Origin of the sequence: Pararhizobium capsulatum DSM 1112, from assembly GCF_030814475.1 — a bacterium.
In the GTDB taxonomy this organism is placed as follows: Bacteria; Pseudomonadota; Alphaproteobacteria; order Rhizobiales; family Rhizobiaceae; genus Pararhizobium; species Pararhizobium capsulatum.
This window is the reverse complement of sequence record NZ_JAUSVF010000001.1, coordinates 723,718-742,340: the sequence shown is the minus strand read 5'-3', so window position 1 is coordinate 742,340 and position 18,623 is coordinate 723,718. Positions and strand designations below refer to the sequence as shown.

The following is an 18,623-nucleotide window of genomic DNA, read 5'->3' as shown; positions in this document are numbered from 1 at the left end:
GTGTAATTAAGGTTAACGAGTTGCTTAGCAGTGTGGTTAACGAATGGTCACCATCCCTGTCGGACGGCGCAAAACATAGACCTGACCTATTGCATCTGTCCGAGTACGGCCATCATGAGCGGCGAAGACGGGTAGGCAAAGAAACCGCCTAGACCGATTGCGATGCCGTAGGGGATCTTCTTTGCGGTAAACAGCAGATGCGGGAGCGGCAATCCGGAGGCCAGCAGCGCATTTTCCTGCTTTCGCAGAACCAGGATGACCAGCGTCAGAACACCGCCGAAGATCGAGACATAAGCCAGGAACAGGAAGAGCGAATGGTTGAACCCGAACCATACTGCCGCAGCAGTCAGAAGCTTCGCGTCGCCCCCACCCATGATGTTGAGCGCAAAAAGCGCAAAACAGAACGCAAAGACAATCAATCCGCCGCTGACGTGAAAGGCGATATCCTGAAGGCCGAGGCCGGCAAAGGGCGCCACGACGACGAAGGTCGCCAGCAGGATCGCCGATACCCGGTTCGGGATCGTCATCGTAAAGAGGTCGGAAAAGGCTGCCATGGCGAGGCAGAGAGGAAATACAACAAAGATCGCGGCTTCCGTCATCGCTCTTCCAGACAGGTGAAAGTGAATTTCGTCGATAGCATTACGCTTGACGCTTAAGGATTGGATAAAGCTCCATTCACAAATGCCAAGGGCCGCCCCTTTTGAAGAGACGGCCCTGATCCTAGGCGGATAAGCTAATTACTTGCCGGCGTCGTCGAGCTTCGTCGACAGGTCCTTGAACGTGGTGTCGAGCTGGTCACCGAGGGCGGTTGCGCCGGTGATGAGAGCGACGGAAATGAGGGCTGCGATCAGACCGTATTCGATGGCGGTCGCGCCGGATTCATCCTTCATGAAACGCGTGAAAAGCTTGGTCATATTATCTCTCCTACTTCACTTGTTGTTCAGCACTGCCGCCAACTGTTTCCGTTGATCGGTCGAGGCAAAAGCTACAGGAGAGCCAATTTCAAACCGCTTAAGGAAGTAAGTTACCACGCGGTTAAGGCCTGATCCCGGTTTGTATGGTAAATGTCTCGCAAACTGAACGTGTAAAATTGAACGCGTGATCTGGCCTTGGCGCGCTAAAGCCTGAGAAACACCTTGTCCGAGCGACGACACGGGACGATACCGGCGCAATTAACCCTTCATTCACCAAAACCGGCGATGCTCTGCCGTCAATATCCGTCGGGGAACTGTCATGAAATCGAACACGTTCGCACTTTGTGCCGCCTGGGCGCTGCCTGCCCTGGCGGGTCTTGCCCTGACTATTGTCATGCCCGCTGCTTCCTTCGCGCAGGAAGAGGAAGACATGATGCGCGTCTATATGGATCACGCGCGTGTCCTGAAACTCGACCGGCCCGTCGCCAAGGTCATCATCGGCAATTCCGACGTCGCCGACGCAACGGTCGCGGATGCCCGGACCATCGTCCTCACAGGCCGAGCCTTCGGTACGACAAATCTCGTTATTCTTGATGCCGATGGAAATGCGCTTGTCGATGAACGCATTCTCGTGTCGATCGACGAGGGCAATACGGTTCGCGTCTATCGCCAGACGCAACGCTCGGTGCTCTCCTGCACGCCAAATTGTGAAGTGCACGCAGACCGGGCCGCCGCCAAAAACTAAATCAGACCCTTTCGCCGTTGCTGAATGCTTAGCGAAAGGTATGCGGCACCATTCAAATTCGAATGTGCCATGCATACGATTTATCAACGCTCAATTCCTATAGTCCTTTCAAGACGAGAGGGCCCACCGATGAACGGTACGGAAAACCAGCAGGTCATTGCTGAAAACACAGCTGCGAAAACCGGCAAGGCAAAGCCTATGCGGCCGGCCGGCCTGTTTCGTCGTTTGGCCCGGGAAAAAGGTGGCGCGACGGCCATTGAATTTGCCATCCTGGCCCTTCCGTTTTTTGTTGTGACATTTGCGTCGATCGAAACATTCGTCGCGTTCTTCGGCGAACAGGTGCTGGCCAATGCCAACGACACCATGGCGCGCAAGATCAGAACAGGCGAAGTCACCTTCGGCCTCGGTCGCACCACCGACAAGACCAAGGACCAGTTCCGCGAACTCTATTGCGACGAAATCTCCTTTTTCCTGAGCTGCGATACGGATCGGCTTTATATCGATGTTCGCAGCTTCACGACCTTCGCCGATATCCCCACGGAAATTCCGCGTACCGGCACCGACTTGAACACCGCCACCGTCTTCACTCCCGGCGGTGCTGAGAAGATCAATGTCGTGCGCAGCTATTATCGCTGGGAGGTCATGACGGACCTTGTCCGCCCCTATGTAACCAAGCTGCGGTCGGCCGGAAGCTCCATGCCCCATGATTACCTCATGGTGGCGACAAACACCGTCGTCAACGAGGCGTATTGATGATGAAAACCGCCGCGGCAAATCTCAAGCAGCGTCTGGCAACCCGTTTCTTCAACAGTCGCCTCGGCGCCTTGATCGGCGATCGGCAGGGCATCGGCTCCGTTGAATTCGCCATCATCATCCCGCTGCTGCTGATGGGTTATCTCGGGGCCTTCGAAATCTCCGTCGGCGTCGGCGTTAGCCGTAAGGTTGCCCATGCATCGAGCACTGTCGCCGACCTTCTGACCCAGAAGAAGGAAGTGAGCATCTCTACGCTCGATGGCATGAAGGAGGTCGTCAGGGCGGCGATGGCGCCCTACTCGGTCGACAACTACTCCCTGAAGATCACGGGCATCAAGGTTTCGGCAGCCGGGAAGGGAACCGTGGTCTGGTCACGCGACGAAGCTGGAAAAGCGCCATACAAGGCGGGAACAACTGCAGATATTCCGTCCGAGCTGTCGCTGGTGGATACTTTCGTGGTGCGCTCGGAACTACTCGTGCGGCACAACCTGATGCTGATGTCGCCAACCCTTTCCAAATCCACCCACGAAATCCCCATCTCCAAGACCTATTACTACCAGCAGCGGCTGGGTGAGCAGATCACCTGCAAGGACTGCCCGGCCTAAACTGCGCCTGCGGCCATTTGCAATCCTCACCCGAGCACGGTATCCGTTGCCTTCGGAAAAATGGCAATCGGCCGCCTATGGCTTGGATTTGCGAAGCCTGCGGCTTCGGGTCGAACAGCCAACGAAAGTGACACGCGGCAAGTGATGCGTGCCGCAATCGGGTGGAGACTTTCAGGTGAACAATGGCGCGCGTGTTTCTCTTCGTTCTTGATTCCTTCGGTATCGGCAACGCGCCGGATGCAGCCGCCTTCGGCGACGAGGGTGCCGATACGCTTGGTCATATCGCCGAATTCTGTGCCGCTGGTGCTGGCGATCGCCCGGGATTACGCGAAGGACCGCTGAATATCCCCAACATGACTGCGCTTGGCCTTGTCCATGCGGCAAGACTTGCGACCGGCGGCATACCGGCAGGTTTGTCCGTCGATGAAGCCGCAACCGGGGTTTATGGCGCGGCAAGCGAAGTTTCGCGCGGCAAGGACACGCCCTCCGGCCATTGGGAAATCGCCGGCACGCCGGTCCGTTTCGACTGGGGTTACTTCCCGACCGAGGGCGATGCCTTTGCGTCGGAACTGGTCGAGGCGATCTGTCGCGAAGGCGATGTTCCGGGCATTCTTGGCAACTGCCATGCCTCGGGCACGGACATCATCGACCGCTGCGGCGAGGAGCATATGCGCACCGGCAAGCCGATCTGCTACACATCCTCGGATTCCGTCTTTCAGATTGCCGCCCACGAGGAGACCTTCGGCCTCGATCGTCTGCTCGAATTCTGTCACGTCGTGCGCCGCCTGCTCGACGACCATAATATCGGCCGGGTGATCGCCCGCCCGTTCATCGGCACATCACCAGCCAATTTCAGCCGCACCGGCAACAGGCGCGATTATTCCGTGTTGCCGCCCGAACCGACGCTGCTCGACCGGCTGACGGCGGCCGGCCGCACTGTGCATGCCGTCGGCAAGGTCGCTGACATCTTCGCCCATCAGGGCATTGGCCGGCTCATCAAGGCCAATGGCAACATGGCGCTGTTCGATGCCACGCTGAAGGCCATGGACGAGGCCGAGGATGGCGATCTCGTTTTCACCAATTTCGTCGATTTCGACATGCTGTATGGCCATCGCCGCGACGTGCCGGGCTATGCCGCGGCACTCGAAGCCTTCGATGCGCGCCTGCCGGAAATCCAGGACAAGCTGAAGCCCGGCGATCTCGCCATCATCACCGCCGATCACGGCTGCGACCCGACGTGGCGCGGCACAGACCATACCCGCGAGCGCGTGCCGGTGCTTGCTTTCGGGCCGGACATCGCACCACGCTCCATCGGCATCATCAACGGCTTTGCCGGCATCGGCGAAACCGTCGCCCGGCATCTGGGCATTGCACCGGGCCTGCATGGGAGAAGTTTCCTTTGACTGCACATCTGAAGAAAGCCGAGCTGCACTGCCATATCGAAGGTGCGGCCTCGCCAGCGCTCGCGCTCGACATGGCGCGCAAATACAACGTCGATGTCAGCGACATCATTCGCGACGGCGCCTATGTCTGGACCGAATTTTCCGATTTTCTGATCTGCTACGACAAGGTAGCCGAACTCTTCCGCACCGAAGAAGACTATGCGTTGCTCGCAGAAACCTACCTCACCGAACTGGCCGACGCCGGCACGATCTACAGCGAAATCATCGTTTCCCCCGATCACGGCAACACCATCGGTATCGGTGCGGATGCCTATATTCGCGGGCTTGCCGCCGGGATCGAGGCGGCGAAAGCCAAGACCGGCATCGAAGGCCGGATGATCATCACCATCATCCGTCACTACGGTGCAGAACGGGCGGAAAAGACCGCGCTTTACGCGGCCGAGCGCGCCCATCCGCTGGTCACCGGCTTCAACCTGGCCGGCGAGGAGCGCATGCACAAGATCGCAGATTTTACCCGTGCCTTCGATATCGCCCGCGACAGCGGTCTTGGCATCACCATCCATGCCGGCGAGATGGCCGGCGCCTTCAGTGTGCGAGACGCGCTCGACCATGTGCGCCCGGCGCGCATCAGCCATGGGGTGCGGGCCATTGAGGATGCCGATCTCGTCGCGCGCATCGCCGACGAAGGCGTCGTGCTCGAAACCTGCCCGGGCTCCAATGTCGCCCTCAAGGTGTTCCCGGATTTCCCGTCCCATCCGCTGCGCGCCCTTCGTGACGCCGGCTGCCGGGTGACGCTGAACTCCGACGATCCGCCCTTCTTCCACACATCGCTGGCACAGGAATACGAGATCGCCTCGCATGTCCTAGGCTTCAGCGATAACGAGATCAACGGGATGACGCGCACGGCGATCGAGGCCGCGTTCGTGGACGAGCCTACTCGTGCTCGGCTTCTGGCCAAACTTTAGCGTGAAACGGGCCTGACGGCTGGGGATGACAGGGAGATGACGCGGCAAAGCGGCACTCACCCCTTGCAGGTCAGGGCTTTTCGGTGAAAAAGAATGTCCTATCCAGATTTTCAGGAGGCTTGGCCATGGACGGCGTAACGGTCATCAATCATCCGCTCGTGCAGCACAAGCTGACCATCATGCGCAAGAAGGAAACCTCGACCGCCGGTTTTCGCCGGTTGCTGCGCGAGATTTCCACGCTGCTCTGCTACGAGGTCACCCGCGATCTCGAACTGACGATGGAAACCATCGAGACACCGCTGCAGACGATCCAGGCGCCGGTTCTCGAAGGCAAGAAGCTGGTCTTCGCCTCGATCCTGCGCGCCGGCAACGGCCTGCTCGAAGGCATGCTGGAACTCGTCCCATCCGCCCGCGTCTCCCATGTCGGCGTCTACCGCGACCACGAGACGCTGGAGGCCGTCGAATATTACTTCAAGGCGCCGGAAGCGATGTCGGAACGCCTCGTCATCGTCGTCGACCCGATGCTTGCCACCGGCAACTCCTCGATCGCCGCGATCGACAAACTGAAGGAACGCGGCGCGAAGAACCTGCGTTTCCTCTGCCTGCTGGCAGCCCCCGAGGGCATCCGCAACTTCCAGGCCGCGCACCCGGACGTTCCGATCTACACCGCCTCCATCGACAGCCATCTCAATGAAAAAGGCTACATCATGCCCGGCCTCGGCGATGCCGGCGACCGGATGTATGGGACGAAGTAAGCGGTCAGGCAAAACCGAGGAAAAGCGCGAGCGAGCGGTTTACGGACACCATAGCCTCGTCCGGCAAATGGCCGAAAGCCTGCCCCAATTTGTCCCGCCGGACGGACATCGCTTTGTCCACCATGATCTGCGAGGTCTTGCGCAAGCCATTCTGCATCGTAGGCTCCACGGTGATGCGCAGCAAGGGTGCCTCCACAAGCGTTCCCGAAATCAGAAGCACCGTAACAGTCGCGGTTTCCGTAAACTGATCCGCCTGGATGATCAGGGCCGGGCGCGGCTTGCCGAAATCACCGGGCATGGCGATGGTCACAAGATCGCCTCGCTTCATTCGTCGCTGGCGTCATCGACGAGGGCTGCATCCATAAAGCTTTGCAGATCGTCATCCTGCCCATCGGCGAGGGCGACAAGAACCGCCTGACGGCGGCACTCCTCCGCAAAACCCGGCTTGCGCAGATCGGGTATCCATATCTGAAGCGGCCGAAGTCCAGCTGCTCGCAAGGCTTCCCGACGCTTGTTTACGCGTTCATTGACGGATGCGGGCATAGAAGCGCTCCTTTTCGTTACATGTAACATACTCGTTCCTTTAGGACAAGGAAAGCAGGATCGGTTGGAAATCAAATCTTAACCCGTTTGAAAGGTAGCCGCTGGTGCCGCCCCTTTGTTGATGTGGCGTTAGCTACTGCCGTGCTTCACTTCAGTTCTCATTCGCCCTCATGACGGAGGCAGATCAATGCTTATGCGCCTTTCGATCTTTGCAGCCGGCATTGCACTGGTGGCGATGGTTCTGCCGGGCGTTGCAACGACATATCTGGAGCGGGCGGATACGGTGTCACGCGAGGCCTCACGGCCGAAAGCCACCTCGGCAGCGAGCTATGCCGGTGGCAAGGGCGTGACGATTGAGGCGACGCAGGGGCACTTTTTCGGCACCTTCGAGATCAATGGCCGCAAGCAGAGTGGCCTGATCGATACCGGTGCGAGCGTCATCGCCATCAATGTGTCGATGTCGCGCAGCCTCGGGATCGCGCCAGGCAGCCTGCAGTACAATGCCCGTGCCAGCACGGCAAACGGCATCGTCAAGGCGGCCTCCGTGGTTCTCGACCGCGTGAAAATCGGCACGATCAGCGTCGACAATGTCCAGGCGATGGTGCTGCCGGATGCTTCGCTGTCCGGCATGCTCGTCGGCATGAGCTTCCTCAACCGGCTGTCGTCCTACCGGGTCGAGAACGGCGCGCTGCACCTTGTCAATTGATCTTGGCGAGAATGATCGGTCGCGCGGGCGGGGCTTCTTCCGTGAGCGTATAAAGTGAGAGCAGCCGCTCGCGCGCTGCCTCTGCCGCAACCTCATCGACAGCATGCACGACCGCCAGGACGTCACCCTTCTCCAGCTTTGTGCCCAAGGGTTTCAAGCCGCCGATGCCGACGCGATGATCGATGATATCATCGGCATGGGTGCGCCCGCCTCCAAGAGCGATGACCGCCATGCCGACGCCACGGGCATCGCAGCTTGAGAGATAGCCGCCATGCATCAACTCGACAGGGAGAACCACTGGCGCCTTTTGCAGATAACGATCACTGTGCTCCGCGAAATCATGTGGGCCACCGAGCAGGTGTACCATGCGTCCGAAACGCTCCAGTGCCGCCCCACTTTCCAGCGCGCGGCGCGCCAGCGTTTCGGCTTCCGCAGGGCTTGATGCGACCCCCGATAACAGCAGCATTTCCATGGCAAAGGCCATGACGATGGCTTCAAGTCTTGTGCCGGATTTTTCGCCACGCAGAAAGGCGAGGCAGTTTTCGATTTCGAGCACATTGCCGGCGGCGTCAGCCAGCGGCTCGTTCATGTCGGTGATCAAGGCTGTGGTCTTGACGCCGGCACCATTGGCGACGCCGACGAGCGAACGGGCCAGCGTTTCTGCCTCTTCGAGGCTCACCATGAAGGCGCCGCTGCCGATCTTTACATCCAGCACCAGCGATTGCAGCCCGGCGGCAAGCTTCTTCGACAGGATGGAAGCGGTGATCAGCGGCACGGAATCGACGGTCGCGGTGACGTCGCGGATCGCATAAAGCCTGCGGTCGGCAGGGGCGAGCGCGGCCGTCTGGCCGATGATCGCACAACCCACCTCTTCGACGGTGCGGCGGAAGAGTTCGGCTGACGGTTTGATGTTATAGCCCGGGATCGATTCCAGCTTGTCGAGCGTGCCGCCGGTGTGGCCGAGGCCCCGGCCCGAGATCATCGGCACGGCGAGGCCACAGGCGGCCGCGATCGGGGCCAACATCAAGGAGACATTGTCGCCGACGCCGCCGGTCGAATGCTTATCAGCGACGGGCGCTGATAAGCCGCTCCAATCGAGCACGTCGCCGCTGTCGCGCATGGCCGATGTCAGCGCCACCGTCTCATGAATGGACATGCCGGAGAACCAGGTTGCCATGGCAAAGGCCGCAACCTGGCCTTCGGAGATCGAGCCATCGGACAGGCCGCTGATAAAAGCGGCAATATCCTCGCTTGAAAGGGTTTCGCCGTCGCGCTTTCGCCGGATGATCTCCTGGGGGATCATCGTCAATAGGCAGCCGCTGCCACGGCGGGCTCCCGGCCTTCCAGCACCGCGAGGATATCGCCGAGCAGTCCGGATGCGCCGAAACGGAAGGTGGAGGGCATCGGCCAATCCGGACTGTGGATCGTCGCGGCCAGATTGAGGTAGAGGCGTGCATCGCCGACGGTGCGCACGCCGCCTGCTGGCTTGAAGCCGACCTTGCGGCCGCTTTCGCGGATGCAGGTCAGCATGATATCGGCCGCCTCCAGCGTCGCATTGACCGCGACCTTGCCGGTAGAAGTCTTGATGAAATCGGCGCCTTCCTGGATGGCTATATGAGAGGCGCTGCGGATCAGGCCGCGGTCCTTCAGCTCGCCGGTTTCCAGAATGGTCTTCAAGAGCACCGGCGGGGTGCAGACAGCCTTGACGGCAGAAATCATCGTGCGCACGGCCTGCTCATCACCAGCCATGAAAGCCTTGTAGGGGATGACGAGGTCGATCTCGTCGGCGCCATCGGCGATCGCCTTCTCCGTTTCGGCGACAACGGTTTCCACCGTCAGATCACCGGAGGGAAAGTTGACGACCGTGGCGATCTTCACCGCGCTGTTCGGCCCAAGGATCGCCCGTGCCTGAGCAACGAAGCGCGGCCAGATGCAGATTGCGGCGGTGTGGCCAAAGGGCGTAACGGCTTGGGCGCAGAGTTTTTCGATGGCCTCGGGCGCGCAATTGTCCGAGAGATCGGTCAGATCGAGCAGCGACAGGGCGAGCGCCGCCACCTGACGGTTGTTGGCTTCGAGCATCATCTTGGTCCGTTTCCTCTCCCGCCTCGGCTCATGACCGGGCAGATATCATCTCTTTCAGGATGGCTGCGAGACGCTGCCCGCCGACGGGCGCCATATCCTTGGTTTCGTGATGGCTGAGTTCGGCGCCGGTCATTCCAGCTCCATAATTGGTAATAACCGAAGCCGCGGCAACCTTCAGGCCGAAAAAACGTGCCAGGATGACTTCGGGCACGGTCGACATGCCGACGGCATCGGCGCCCAGAATGCGCGCCATGCGGATTTCCGCTGGTGTTTCGAAGTTCGGCCCTGAGAACCACATATAGACGCCGGCGCCGAGCGGAATATCGAGCTTGATCGCGGCCGCACGGATGGCGTCTGCCAGTTCTGCGTCATAGGCTGCCGTCAGCCCGACGAAGCGGGCATCGCTGTCGACGCCGATCAGCGGGCTTTCGCCGGAGAAATTGATATGGTCGGTGATCATCATCACCGAGCCCGGGGCTAAGTCTTCGCGCAGAGAGCCGGCGGAGTTGGTGAGGATCAAGGTTTCGGCGCCGAGCAACTTCAGCGTCCCGATCGGCCCGCGCATGGCGTTGGCATCGCCGCGCTCGTAATAGTGCACGCGTCCCGACAGCACGATGACCGGCACGCCGCCGATCTTGCCGGCCACCAGTTCGCCGGCATGGCCGGACACCGCACTGACGGGGAAGCCGGGGATATCCGCGTAGGAGATGCGCACAGCATCCGCCACACCTTCCACCAGCGAGCCGAGGCCAGAGCCAAGCACGATGCCATAACGGGGGGCAAGCCCGCCGAGGCGGGCCTTCAGCATCTCCGCAGCGGCGGTCAACCGATGACCTCGGTCTCAAAGGAATGCGGCAGCAGATCGGAGAGCGCCAAGGTCTTCTTCACGCCGGTCTCGTCGCAGAGGAAGATGCGGGTGCTGGCGCCGGAAAATTCGGCCAGCCGTTGACGGCAGCCGCCGCAAGGCGGGCAGAGCGCTAGTTTTTCGGCGATGACGGCGACTTCGAGGATCTTGCGCTGGCCGGCCATGACCATGTGGCTGATCGCGGTCGTTTCGGCGCACCAGCCTTCGGGAAAGGACAGGTTCTCGATATTGGCACCGGAATAGATCTTGCCGTCTTCGGCGCGGATTGCCGCGCCGACCGGGAACTTTGAATAGGGTGCGTGCGCCTTGGACATGGCCTCGCGGGCGGCTTCGAAGAGATCATTTTCCATCGATCAGCGCTCCTTCACATAGGGGATGCCACCAGCCTTGGGCGGGATTGCCTTGCCGATAAAGCCAGCGAGCAGGATGACGGTCAAGATATAGGGCAGCGCCTGCATCAGTTGGACCGGCACCTGGCCGATCAGCGGCAGCGGATTGCCCTGCAGGCGGATCGCCAGTGCATCAAGGAAGCCGAAGATCAGGCAGGCCAGCATGATGTTGAGCGGCCGCCATTTGGCGAAGATCAGCGCCGCAAGCGCGATATAGCCCTTGCCCGCCGTCATGCCTTTGACGAAACCGGCGCTCATGGCGAGCGACAGATAGGCGCCGGCAAAACCGCAGAGAATGCCGCAGCAGATAACGGCGCGATAACGCAGCCAGATCACCGAGATACCGGCGGTATCGACCGCACCCGGATTTTCACCGACGGCACGAAGGCGCAGGCCAAAGCGGGTGCGATACAAAATCCACCAGCTTATCGGCACCAGCGCGAAGGCGAGGTAGGTCAGGAGGAAGTGGCCGGAAAGCAGGTTGGAATAGATAGGCCCGAAGATCGGCACGTCCTTCACGGCATCGGCAAAAGGCAGGTTCCAGGTCTGGAAGCGGGCGTCACCAGACAAAGCCGGCGTGCGGCCGCCCTGACGGAACCAGGCCTCGCCGAGAATGACAGTCGATCCCGCCACCACGAAGTTGATGGCGACACCGGAAACGATCTGGCTGCCCCGCTGGGTGATGGAGGCGTAGCCGTGGACCAGCGACAGCAGGACCGAAATCAGGATCGCCGCGAGCAGGCCGGCAAAGACCGAGCCGGTGACGGCCGCAACCGCGCCAGCGGCAAAGGCGGCTCCCAGCATCTTGCCTTCAAGACCGATGTCGAACACCCCTGCCCGCTCGGTAAACAGCCCGGCAAGAGCGGCAAAAATCAGCGGCACGGAGACGCGAATGGTCGATTCGAGAAGGGCGATGATCGTGTGAAAGAAATCCATGGCTCAGGCCCCCTTCGTCTGTGCAGCAGCCGCTGAGCGTTGCCCAAACGAGGCAAAGGCCCGGCCGATAGCGGGACGGAACATGTTTTCGAGTGCGCCCGCAAACAGGATGACCAGCCCCTGGATGATGACGATCATGTCACGCGAGATCGCCGGCATTTCGAAGGCTATCTCGGCGCCGCCCTGATAGAGCATGCCGAACAGGATCGCTGCCGGGATGATGCCGGCCGGATGCGAACGTCCCATCAGTGCAACGGCAATGCCGACGAAGCCCGCGCCCTGCACGAAATCGAGCTGCATGCGAAACTGCTCGCCCATGATCGGGTTCAGCGCCATCATGCCGGCAAGACCACCGGAAATCATCATGACGATGATGGTGATGCGGGTTTCACTGATGCCAGCGTAGCGGGCGGCCGACGGGCTGTGGCCCATCGTGCGCATCTCGTAGCCGAAACGGGTGCGCCAGATCAGCACCCAGACGCCGAAGGCCGCCAGCAGCGCCAAAAGGAACGAGATGTTGAACGGTGCATTACCGATATCCAGGCCGAAGATCGACAGGAGCCAGTCGAGCTTCGGCAGCTGGCCACCGGCTTCGAAGGTGCGGGTCTGCGGCGCCATCGAGCCGAGCGGCTTCAATACGCGGGTCAGCAGATAGACCATCAAGCTCGAGGCGATGAAGTTGAACATGATGGTGGTGATGACGATATGGCTGCCGCGCTTGGCCTGCAGCCAGCCCGGCAGGAAAGCCCAGAGCGCGCCAAAAGCGGCCGAACCGATGATCGCCAGCGGAAACACCAAGAACCACGGCATGGTGCGATCGAGCCAGAGGCAGGCGAGCGCCACGCCGATGCCGCCGATATAGGCCTGGCCTTCACTGCCGATATTGAACAGCCCGGCATGGAACGCGACGGCCACTGAAAGGCCGGTGAAGATGAAGGTCGTGGCATAGTAGAGCGTGAAGCCGATGTATTCGCCGCGGCCGAAGGCGCCGTTGACCATGTGATAGGCGGCCTTCAGCGGATTTTCGCCGACGAGAAGCACGACGAGGCCGGCGACCAGGAAGGCGACGACGAGGTTGACCAGTGGGATCAGGCCGTATTCCGCCCAGTTGGGTAATTTTGCGTATGGATTGCTCATTCGGCGGCCTCCTTGGGGCCTTCGACGCCGGCCATGAGAAGGCCGAGCTCGCCTTCTGTCGCGTCCGTGGACCGTTCGCCGACAACGCGGCCGGCAAACATCACGAGGATGCGATCGGAAAGCGCGCGGATTTCATCGAGTTCGACGGAGACGAGCAGCACGGCCATCCCCCTGTCGCGCATCTCGATGATCCGCCTGTGGATGAATTCGATGGCGCCGACATCGACGCCGCGCGTCGGCTGGCCGATGATCAGGACATCAGGCCCGCGTTCCATTTCGCGCGCCAGCACGATCTTCTGCTGGTTGCCGCCGGAGAAATTCGCCGTCTTCAGCCGCGCATTCGGCGGGCGGATGTCGTATTTCTCGATCTTTTCCTCCGCATCGGCGCGGATCGCATCGACATTGAGGAAGGGGCCGTTGAGATAGCGCTTGTCGCGATGATAGCCCAGGATGGCGTTTTCGCTCTCCTCGAATTTCAGGACGAGGCCGACGTGATGGCGGTCTTCCGGCACATGGCCGAGGCCGAGCGCGCGCAATTCGCCGGGATCGGCATAACCGGTGACATCGACATCGGAGCCATTCAGCACAACGGAACCGGAGATGGCGCGCCGGATGCCCGAAATCGCCTCCAGCAATTCCGACTGGCCATTGCCCGCCACGCCGGCAATGCCGACGATCTCGCCAGAACGGAGATCGAAGGAGACATTGTCTACCATCGTCACGCCGCGGCTGTCGCGCACCGTCAGGTTCTTCACCGACAGCTTGATGGCGCCCGGATTGGCCTCGCCTTTCTCGACACGAAGCAGAACGCGGCGGCCGACCATCAGCTCGGCCAGTTCCTCGACCGAGGTTTCCTTCGTGTTGCGGGTCGCCACCATCTCGCCGCGTCGCATGACCGACACCTCGTCGGTGATCGCCATGATCTCGCGCAGCTTGTGGGTGATGAGGATAATCGTCTTGCCCTGGTCCTTCAGCTGCCCGAGGATACGGAACAGATGATCGGCCTCCGGCGGCGTCAGCACGCCTGTCGGCTCGTCGAGGATGAGGATATCGGCCTTGCGGTACAGGGCCTTCAGGATTTCCACCCGCTGCTGCAGGCCGACGGGAAGCTCCTCGATCAGCGCATCCGGATTGACCTCCAGCGCATATTCCTTTTCCAGCCGCTTCAGCTCGACGCGGGCCTTGGAAATGCTGGTGTTGAGCACCTGGCTGTCTTCCGCACCGAGCATGATGTTTTCCAGCACGGTGAAATTCTCGACCAGCATGAAGTGCTGGTGCACCATGCCGATGCCGCTGGCGATAGCTGCGTTCGGGTCCTTGATGGTCACGGTCTTGCCGTCAACGACGATCTCGCCGCGATCGGCCTGATAGAAGCCGTAGAGGATCGACATCAGGGTCGATTTTCCGGCCCCGTTTTCGCCGATGATCCCATGGATCGTGCCCTTGCGGACCTTGAGATTGATATCTTTGTTGGCATGAACAAGGCCAAAGCTCTTGTCTATGCCCCTGAGCTCGATGGCTAGATCGCTCATGTCGGCCTATATTCCCCAAGTGGCCCGGTTCCATCTTCTGGCGGATGGCCCGGACATCGATTTTTTTACCAGTTGGTATATATTTATCATTCGAATTTCAGCGGCGTAAGCCCAAAATCGAACGAAACCACAGTCTTCCCGCTTCGCCACAGAGAGTCCAGAGCCGATTTGTTTCGCTCGCGCTGAAAATAACACGCCGCTTTCGGCTTCCTTCAATCTTATGGTAGAGCGCAAAGCCGCAACATCCAGGAAGACCCCATGAGCGACGAAAACGCACGTGTTACCCACCTTGAGGAAACCATCGCTCATCAGGCGAAGGCTATCGAGGAACTGTCGGACCAGTTGACCGAGCAGTGGAAGGTGATGGAGCAAGTCCGTGCCAAGCTCGATCGCCTGACCGAGCGGTTCCTGAACCTGGAAGAACAGAGCCTTGAAGCGCCGGCAATTACGCGGCCGCCTCATTACTGAGCCACAAAGACGAGCGCCGTCATCAGCAGCCGTCTCGCCACATATCTTGCCCACGCTGCATACCGCGCGGCCCACCTCATATTCTGACGTCATCCTCAGGCTTGACCTGAGGATCTATCAGCCTCTCGTCGAATCGAGAGGCCAGCAGATGGTCGGGTCAGGCCCGACCATGACGGAGAGGATGCGTACGTCGTCGCCCAACAAAAAACCGCCGGCCCAATGACCGGCGGTTTTCTCATTTCGTAGCCGTTCTTAGTAGGGGCAGGCTTCGTCCGACATGTAGTCGTGAACCTGAACCGTGCCGGCAATGATGTCGGCTTTGGCCTTATCGACGGCAGCCTGCATTTCCGGGGTGATCAGGGCCTTGTTGTTGTCGTCGACAGCATAGCCGACGCCATCTTCCTTGAGGCCGAGATTGGAGATGCCGAAGGCGAACTTGTCATCCTTGGCGCTCATGAAGCTTTCGTAGACGGCAACGTCGACGCGCTTGAGCATCGAGGTCAGAACCTTGCCCGGCTGCATGCCGTTCTGGTTCGAATCGACGCCGATGCCAAGCTTGCCCGCATCAGCGGCGGCCTGGAGAACACCAACGCCGGTACCGCCAGCTGCGTGGTAGACGACGTCCGAACCCTGGTCGAACTGCGACTTGGCAATTTCGCCACCCTTGACCGGGTCGTTCCAGGCGTCCGGCGTGGTGCCGGTATAGGCTTCGAGAACCTTGACGTCAGCGCCGGTCGATTTCGCGCCGCCGACGTAGCCGCAGGCGAACTTGTGGATCAGCGGAATGTCCATGCCGCCGACGAAGGAAACGGTCTTGGACTTGGAGGCCATGCCGGCCAGAACGCCGACGAGGTAGGAGCCTTCCTGTTCCTTGAAGACGACCGACTTCACGTTCGGCTTGTCGACCACCATGTCGATGATGGCGAACTTGATGTCCGGATATTCGACGGAGACCTTCTCAAGGGCTGCAGCCCAGGAAAAGCCGGCCATGACGATCGGGTTGTTGCCGTCGCCGGCAAAGCGGCGAAGCGCCTGCTCGCGCTGCGCATCGTTGGCGATTTCGAACTCGCGGTATTCGATACCGGTTTCGGTCTTGAACTTTTCAGCGCCGTTGAAAGCCGCTTCGTTGAAGGATTTGTCGAACTTGCCGCCCAGATCGTAAATGATCGCCGGCTTTACGTCGGCAGCGAGCGCCGTTGCAGACACCATGGAAAAGGCAAGGAGACCGAGGAGGGTTTTCTTCATTGTGCAGCCCTGTTGTTGCTATTGATCTTTTTTGTTGGGTCCTCCCGCACGCTTCCTCTTATCGGGAAGCATGTCTGCGGAACCACCGGCCTCCCGTCCGGGAGGTCTGGCTGGCGCGCATCCTTGCATGCCTCAAACGAAAATTCACCCGAAATTTTTCAGTTGGTAAAAAAAGGTAAATTGCTCAAAAACCGCTCAAAACCTGCCGATTTCAGCGGCAAAAGCGCCGGATTTTGAGCGCCGGAATGCTCGTTGCTTTTTAGCTTCCCGTACCGCTGCAACAAAGAAAAGGCCGCCGCACGGATCGTGCGACGGCCCTAAAATTCCGGCTTTCGGTGGCGTCACAAGGTCTTGCTGAGCTTCAAGGTGACAGTGCGCTGGTCTCCATAGCCGCAGGTGGAAGCACCCTGGCAACCCTTGACATATTCCTTGTCAAAGAGGTTGGCGACGTTCAAGGACGCGCGCCAACCGTCCTTCTCATAGCGGACGGCCGCATCGGCCAGCAGCGCATCTGGCACTGTCAACGTATTGAGGTTATCGGCGTAGGATTTCCCCTGATACCGCAGACCACCGCCAATGCTCACACCTTCGAGTGCACCTTCAGTCAATGTGTAATCAAGCCACAACGCAGCATGCTGTTCCGGGATAAGATAGGGGCGCTTGCCGATCAAGGCCGGATTGAGATCTTCGGTCACCTCGAGATCATTGTAGCTGTAAGAGGCCAGAAGCTTCCACTTCTCGTTGAGATTGATCTTGCCTTCGAGCTCGATACCCGTGGAGGTTACCTCGCCGATCTGTTCCTGCAGGAAGTCAAGCGGTCGGGTGAGCGACACGTTCTGCTTCACGATATGATAAACGGAGGCCGTTAACAGACCGTCGATGAAGGTGGGCTCGTACTTGATGCCGCCTTCAATCTGATGGCCTTCTTCCGGCTTCATCGCCCCACCACCGTATACAGTGCCGATCAAGGGATTGAAGAAAGTGGCGGCGCTGACATAGGGCGTTACGCCGTTGGCAAATTCGTAGGCAAGACCGGCACGGCCGCTCAACGCACCGTCATGCGTCGAATAGCTGGTGCCAACCTTCGCATCGTCTTCAATATCGACGTAGTCATAGCGGCCATTGAGTGTCAGCAGCCAGCCGTCGCCAAAGCGCATCTGATCCTGCGCGTAGATGCCGATCTGCTGCATGGTCGTGACGTCATCGCGATAGGTCAGATTATCGGGCTGCGGCAGGTCGTAGATCGGATTGAAGGGGTCGATCGGCGTCGCCGGCGTCATCCAGAAGGGCGATGCCTGTGTCTGGTCGATCTGATAATATTTGTAGTCGATGCCCGCGAGGAAGGAGTGCTTGACCGGACCGGTATCGAAGTCCTTCTCGGCGCGGTTGTCGATATTGAAGCTGTCGGCAGAGGTGTCGTGATTGAAGCCCACGCGATAGAGCTTGTAGTAGTTGTCGCTGGCAGGATCAGTGGTGTTGAGCCAGCCATACGGGTAGTAGATCAGCTCTTTCTTGTCGAGATGCGCATAGCGCGCATTCTGGCTCACCTTCCAGCCATTGTCGAATTCGTGCTCGAATTCATAACCGATCATCTGCTGGTCATAGCGGCCATAGTCATGATCCGGCTCGCCGGGGAAGACGTCGCGGTCGATCTTACCGAAGGGCGTGGACGTCACCGTGCCTTCATAGGGCAGGAAGCCATTGCCGACATGGGTCTGGTCGAGAGCGGAAATGATCGCATAGACCGTCAGGCTCGTCGCATCATCCGGCGTATAGGTGATCTGCGGCATGACGAAGCCTCGCAGATCCTCGGAATAATCGCTGTAGTTATCACCGCCCGCGATCTTGCCGGTAATCCGGTAGTTGATCGTGCCGTCTGCATTCAGCTTGTCATTGGCGTCAAAGCCAAAGAAGGCATTGCCAAAATTGTTGATGCCGATTTCGGTGTAATAGAGCGGCTCGTCCTGTGGGCGCTTGCGCACGAGGTCGACGATACCGCCCGGGTTGGAACCACCATAGAGAACCGACGCCGGGCCTTTCAGCACCTCGACTCGCTCCAGCATGAAGGCATCGGTCTGGAAACCGCCGAAGGAGAAGCTGTAGAGATTGAGGCCATCAAGGAAGACGCCGGTCTGCGTCGCGTCAAAACCGCGAATGTAGTACCAGTCCGTATCCGGGTCGCTGCCGAAAGGTTCGCTGGTGACACCGGGAGTATAACGCAACGCTTCATCGACCTTCGTGACGACCCCGCGATCGTCCAGCTCCTGGCGACCGATCACCGAAACGGACTGTGGAATTTCCGAAATAGTCATCGCGGCCTTGGAGCCGGTATCAGTCGCCTTGGCGACATAGCCGTCTACCGGACCCTTGGCCTCTTTTTGCGTTACCTTGCCGCCTTCGACCGAAAGCCGCTCCAGTGCCGTGGCGCCGCCCGATGCGGCGTCTTGTGCAAATGCCGAGACCGGCATCGCAACACCCGTCATCGTCACCGCAGCGAGCGAAACGCCCGCCATCAGAAACCGGTTCAGGCCCGTTCCCTTGATACGCATATGTCACCCCAGAAATTGCCGGCATATGTCC

General features: G+C 59.8%; 21 protein-coding genes. 8 read left to right on the top strand and 13 right to left on the bottom strand.

The genetic code is table 11. The annotated features are described in order from the left end of the window. Positions 1-86 precede the first annotated feature (86 nt). A complete protein-coding gene (locus tag QO002_RS03480) occupies positions 87-599 on the bottom strand; it encodes an A24 family peptidase (protein ID WP_307226717.1) in 513 nt (170 codons plus the stop codon). Positions 600-737: 138 nt separating this feature from the next. Further along, a complete protein-coding gene (locus QO002_RS03475) occupies positions 738-914 on the bottom strand; it encodes a Flp family type IVb pilin (protein ID WP_307226715.1) in 177 nt (58 codons plus the stop codon). 394 nt (positions 915-1,308) lie between these two features. Between QO002_RS03475 and QO002_RS03470 the strand changes: the two genes are divergently transcribed. The 6 genes from QO002_RS03470 (at position 1,309) to upp (ending at position 6,140) form a co-directional block, all read left to right on the top strand. Beyond that, positions 1,309-1,659, top strand: coding sequence for a pilus assembly protein N-terminal domain-containing protein (locus tag QO002_RS03470; protein WP_307233125.1), 351 nt, complete (start codon positions 1,309-1,311; stop codon positions 1,657-1,659). Positions 1,660-1,857: 198 nt separating this feature from the next. Further along, on the top strand, positions 1,858-2,412 hold the full coding sequence (locus QO002_RS03465; RefSeq protein ID WP_370878536.1) for a TadE/TadG family type IV pilus assembly protein: 555 nt from the start codon (positions 1,858-1,860) through the stop codon (positions 2,410-2,412). Continuing rightward, the gene (locus QO002_RS03460) at positions 2,412-3,017 is read left to right on the top strand and encodes a TadE/TadG family type IV pilus assembly protein (protein ID WP_307226713.1); all 606 of its coding nucleotides are present in this window, start codon (positions 2,412-2,414) and stop codon (positions 3,015-3,017) included. The genes QO002_RS03465 and QO002_RS03460 overlap by 1 nt, the downstream gene beginning before the upstream one ends. A 182-nt stretch (positions 3,018-3,199) precedes the next feature. Further along, on the top strand, positions 3,200-4,420 hold the full coding sequence (locus tag QO002_RS03455; protein ID WP_307226711.1) for a phosphopentomutase: 1,221 nt from the start codon (positions 3,200-3,202) through the stop codon (positions 4,418-4,420). After that, positions 4,417-5,385: an adenosine deaminase gene (locus QO002_RS03450; RefSeq protein WP_307226709.1), complete on the top strand. Its 969-nt coding sequence runs from the start codon at positions 4,417-4,419 to the stop codon at positions 5,383-5,385. The genes QO002_RS03455 and QO002_RS03450 overlap by 4 nt, the downstream gene beginning before the upstream one ends. Positions 5,386-5,510: 125 nt before the next feature. After that, positions 5,511-6,140, top strand: a complete 630-nt coding sequence (upp, locus tag QO002_RS03445) for a uracil phosphoribosyltransferase (protein WP_307226706.1) — start codon at positions 5,511-5,513, stop codon at positions 6,138-6,140. A 4-nt stretch (positions 6,141-6,144) separates the two neighbouring features. Here upp and QO002_RS03440 read toward each other — a convergent pair whose 3' ends face one another. Continuing rightward, positions 6,145-6,468 (bottom strand): type II toxin-antitoxin system PemK/MazF family toxin, encoded by a 324-nt coding sequence (locus QO002_RS03440; RefSeq protein ID WP_307226704.1) that lies wholly within the window; start codon positions 6,466-6,468, stop codon positions 6,145-6,147. Then, the gene (locus tag QO002_RS03435; protein WP_307226701.1) at positions 6,465-6,683 is read right to left on the bottom strand and encodes an antitoxin MazE family protein; all 219 of its coding nucleotides are present in this window, start codon (positions 6,681-6,683) and stop codon (positions 6,465-6,467) included. The genes QO002_RS03440 and QO002_RS03435 overlap by 4 nt, the downstream gene beginning before the upstream one ends. A gap of 187 nt (positions 6,684-6,870) precedes the next feature. On the opposite strand from QO002_RS03435, the gene QO002_RS03430 reads away from it, so the two are divergent. After that, positions 6,871-7,389, top strand: coding sequence for a TIGR02281 family clan AA aspartic protease (locus QO002_RS03430; protein ID WP_307226699.1), 519 nt, complete (start codon positions 6,871-6,873; stop codon positions 7,387-7,389). Here the strand turns inward: QO002_RS03430 and deoA are convergent. From deoA to QO002_RS03395, 7 genes are read right to left on the bottom strand one after another with little or no spacing between them, the layout of a single operon-like run. After that, a complete protein-coding gene (gene deoA / locus QO002_RS03425; protein WP_307226698.1) occupies positions 7,382-8,698 on the bottom strand; it encodes a thymidine phosphorylase in 1,317 nt (438 codons plus the stop codon). The two genes, QO002_RS03430 and deoA, sit on opposite strands and share 8 nt — an antisense overlap. Then, the gene (gene deoC, locus QO002_RS03420; protein WP_307233121.1) at positions 8,695-9,468 is read right to left on the bottom strand and encodes a deoxyribose-phosphate aldolase; all 774 of its coding nucleotides are present in this window, start codon (positions 9,466-9,468) and stop codon (positions 8,695-8,697) included. The genes deoA and deoC overlap by 4 nt, the downstream gene beginning before the upstream one ends. A 31-nt stretch (positions 9,469-9,499) precedes the next feature. Continuing rightward, positions 9,500-10,297: a purine-nucleoside phosphorylase gene (locus QO002_RS03415; protein WP_307226695.1), complete on the bottom strand. Its 798-nt coding sequence runs from the start codon at positions 10,295-10,297 to the stop codon at positions 9,500-9,502. Then, complete coding sequence (locus QO002_RS03410; protein ID WP_075290877.1) at positions 10,294-10,686, bottom strand: cytidine deaminase; 393 nt, start codon at positions 10,684-10,686, stop codon at positions 10,294-10,296. Before QO002_RS03410 ends, QO002_RS03415 begins: the two co-directional genes overlap by 4 nt. Positions 10,687-10,689: 3 nt before the next feature. After that, entirely contained in the window at positions 10,690-11,661 is a 972-nt protein-coding gene (locus QO002_RS03405) for an ABC transporter permease (protein WP_307226691.1), read from the bottom strand. A gap of 3 nt (positions 11,662-11,664) precedes the next feature. Beyond that, positions 11,665-12,798 (bottom strand): ABC transporter permease, encoded by a 1,134-nt coding sequence (locus QO002_RS03400; RefSeq protein WP_307226689.1) that lies wholly within the window; start codon positions 12,796-12,798, stop codon positions 11,665-11,667. Then, positions 12,795-14,330, bottom strand: a complete 1,536-nt coding sequence (locus QO002_RS03395; RefSeq protein WP_307226687.1) for an ABC transporter ATP-binding protein — start codon at positions 14,328-14,330, stop codon at positions 12,795-12,797. Before QO002_RS03395 ends, QO002_RS03400 begins: the two co-directional genes overlap by 4 nt. A 258-nt stretch (positions 14,331-14,588) precedes the next feature. Between QO002_RS03395 and QO002_RS03390 the strand changes: the two genes are divergently transcribed. After that, a complete protein-coding gene (locus QO002_RS03390; protein WP_307226683.1) occupies positions 14,589-14,798 on the top strand; it encodes a SlyX family protein in 210 nt (69 codons plus the stop codon). Positions 14,799-15,050: 252 nt separating this feature from the next. Here the strand turns inward: QO002_RS03390 and QO002_RS03385 are convergent, their stop codons facing one another. Together QO002_RS03385 and QO002_RS03380 are read right to left on the bottom strand one after the other, a co-directional pair. Continuing rightward, a complete protein-coding gene (locus QO002_RS03385) occupies positions 15,051-16,043 on the bottom strand; it encodes a BMP family lipoprotein (RefSeq protein WP_307226681.1) in 993 nt (330 codons plus the stop codon). 341 nt (positions 16,044-16,384) lie between these two features. Beyond that, positions 16,385-18,592 carry a TonB-dependent siderophore receptor gene (locus QO002_RS03380; protein WP_307226678.1) on the bottom strand — a complete coding sequence of 736 codons (2,208 nt, stop codon included), beginning with the start codon at positions 18,590-18,592 and terminating at the stop codon, positions 16,385-16,387. Positions 18,593-18,623 lie beyond the last annotated feature (31 nt).

Excerpts from the sequence above, each read along its gene's own strand:
- QO002_RS03440 (WP_307226704.1), bottom strand. The coding sequence starts at position 6,468 with ATGAAGCGAGGCGATCTTGTGACCATCGCCATGCCCGGTGATTTCGGC.
- QO002_RS03390 (WP_307226683.1), top strand. The coding sequence starts at position 14,589 with ATGAGCGACGAAAACGCACGTGTTACCCACCTTGAGGAAACCATCGCT.
- QO002_RS03465 (WP_370878536.1), top strand. The coding sequence starts at position 1,858 with ATGCGGCCGGCCGGCCTGTTTCGTCGTTTGGCCCGGGAAAAAGGTGGC.
- upp (WP_307226706.1), top strand. The coding sequence starts at position 5,511 with ATGGACGGCGTAACGGTCATCAATCATCCGCTCGTGCAGCACAAGCTG.
- QO002_RS03480 (WP_307226717.1), bottom strand. The coding sequence starts at position 599 with ATGACGGAAGCCGCGATCTTTGTTGTATTTCCTCTCTGCCTCGCCATG.
- QO002_RS03455 (WP_307226711.1), top strand. The coding sequence starts at position 3,200 with ATGGCGCGCGTGTTTCTCTTCGTTCTTGATTCCTTCGGTATCGGCAAC.
- deoC (WP_307233121.1), bottom strand. The coding sequence starts at position 9,468 with ATGCTCGAAGCCAACAACCGTCAGGTGGCGGCGCTCGCCCTGTCGCTG.
- QO002_RS03460 (WP_307226713.1), top strand. The coding sequence starts at position 2,412 with ATGATGAAAACCGCCGCGGCAAATCTCAAGCAGCGTCTGGCAACCCGT.
- QO002_RS03385 (WP_307226681.1), bottom strand. The coding sequence starts at position 16,043 with ATGAAGAAAACCCTCCTCGGTCTCCTTGCCTTTTCCATGGTGTCTGCA.
- QO002_RS03380 (WP_307226678.1), bottom strand. The coding sequence starts at position 18,592 with ATGCGTATCAAGGGAACGGGCCTGAACCGGTTTCTGATGGCGGGCGTT.
- QO002_RS03430 (WP_307226699.1), top strand. The coding sequence starts at position 6,871 with ATGCTTATGCGCCTTTCGATCTTTGCAGCCGGCATTGCACTGGTGGCG.
- QO002_RS03410 (WP_075290877.1), bottom strand. The coding sequence starts at position 10,686 with ATGGAAAATGATCTCTTCGAAGCCGCCCGCGAGGCCATGTCCAAGGCG.
- QO002_RS03470 (WP_307233125.1), top strand. The coding sequence starts at position 1,309 with ATGCCCGCTGCTTCCTTCGCGCAGGAAGAGGAAGACATGATGCGCGTC.
- QO002_RS03400 (WP_307226689.1), bottom strand. The coding sequence starts at position 12,798 with ATGAGCAATCCATACGCAAAATTACCCAACTGGGCGGAATACGGCCTG.
- QO002_RS03395 (WP_307226687.1), bottom strand. The coding sequence starts at position 14,330 with ATGAGCGATCTAGCCATCGAGCTCAGGGGCATAGACAAGAGCTTTGGC.
- QO002_RS03435 (WP_307226701.1), bottom strand. The coding sequence starts at position 6,683 with ATGCCCGCATCCGTCAATGAACGCGTAAACAAGCGTCGGGAAGCCTTG.
- QO002_RS03475 (WP_307226715.1), bottom strand. The coding sequence starts at position 914 with ATGACCAAGCTTTTCACGCGTTTCATGAAGGATGAATCCGGCGCGACC.
- QO002_RS03405 (WP_307226691.1), bottom strand. The coding sequence starts at position 11,661 with ATGGATTTCTTTCACACGATCATCGCCCTTCTCGAATCGACCATTCGC.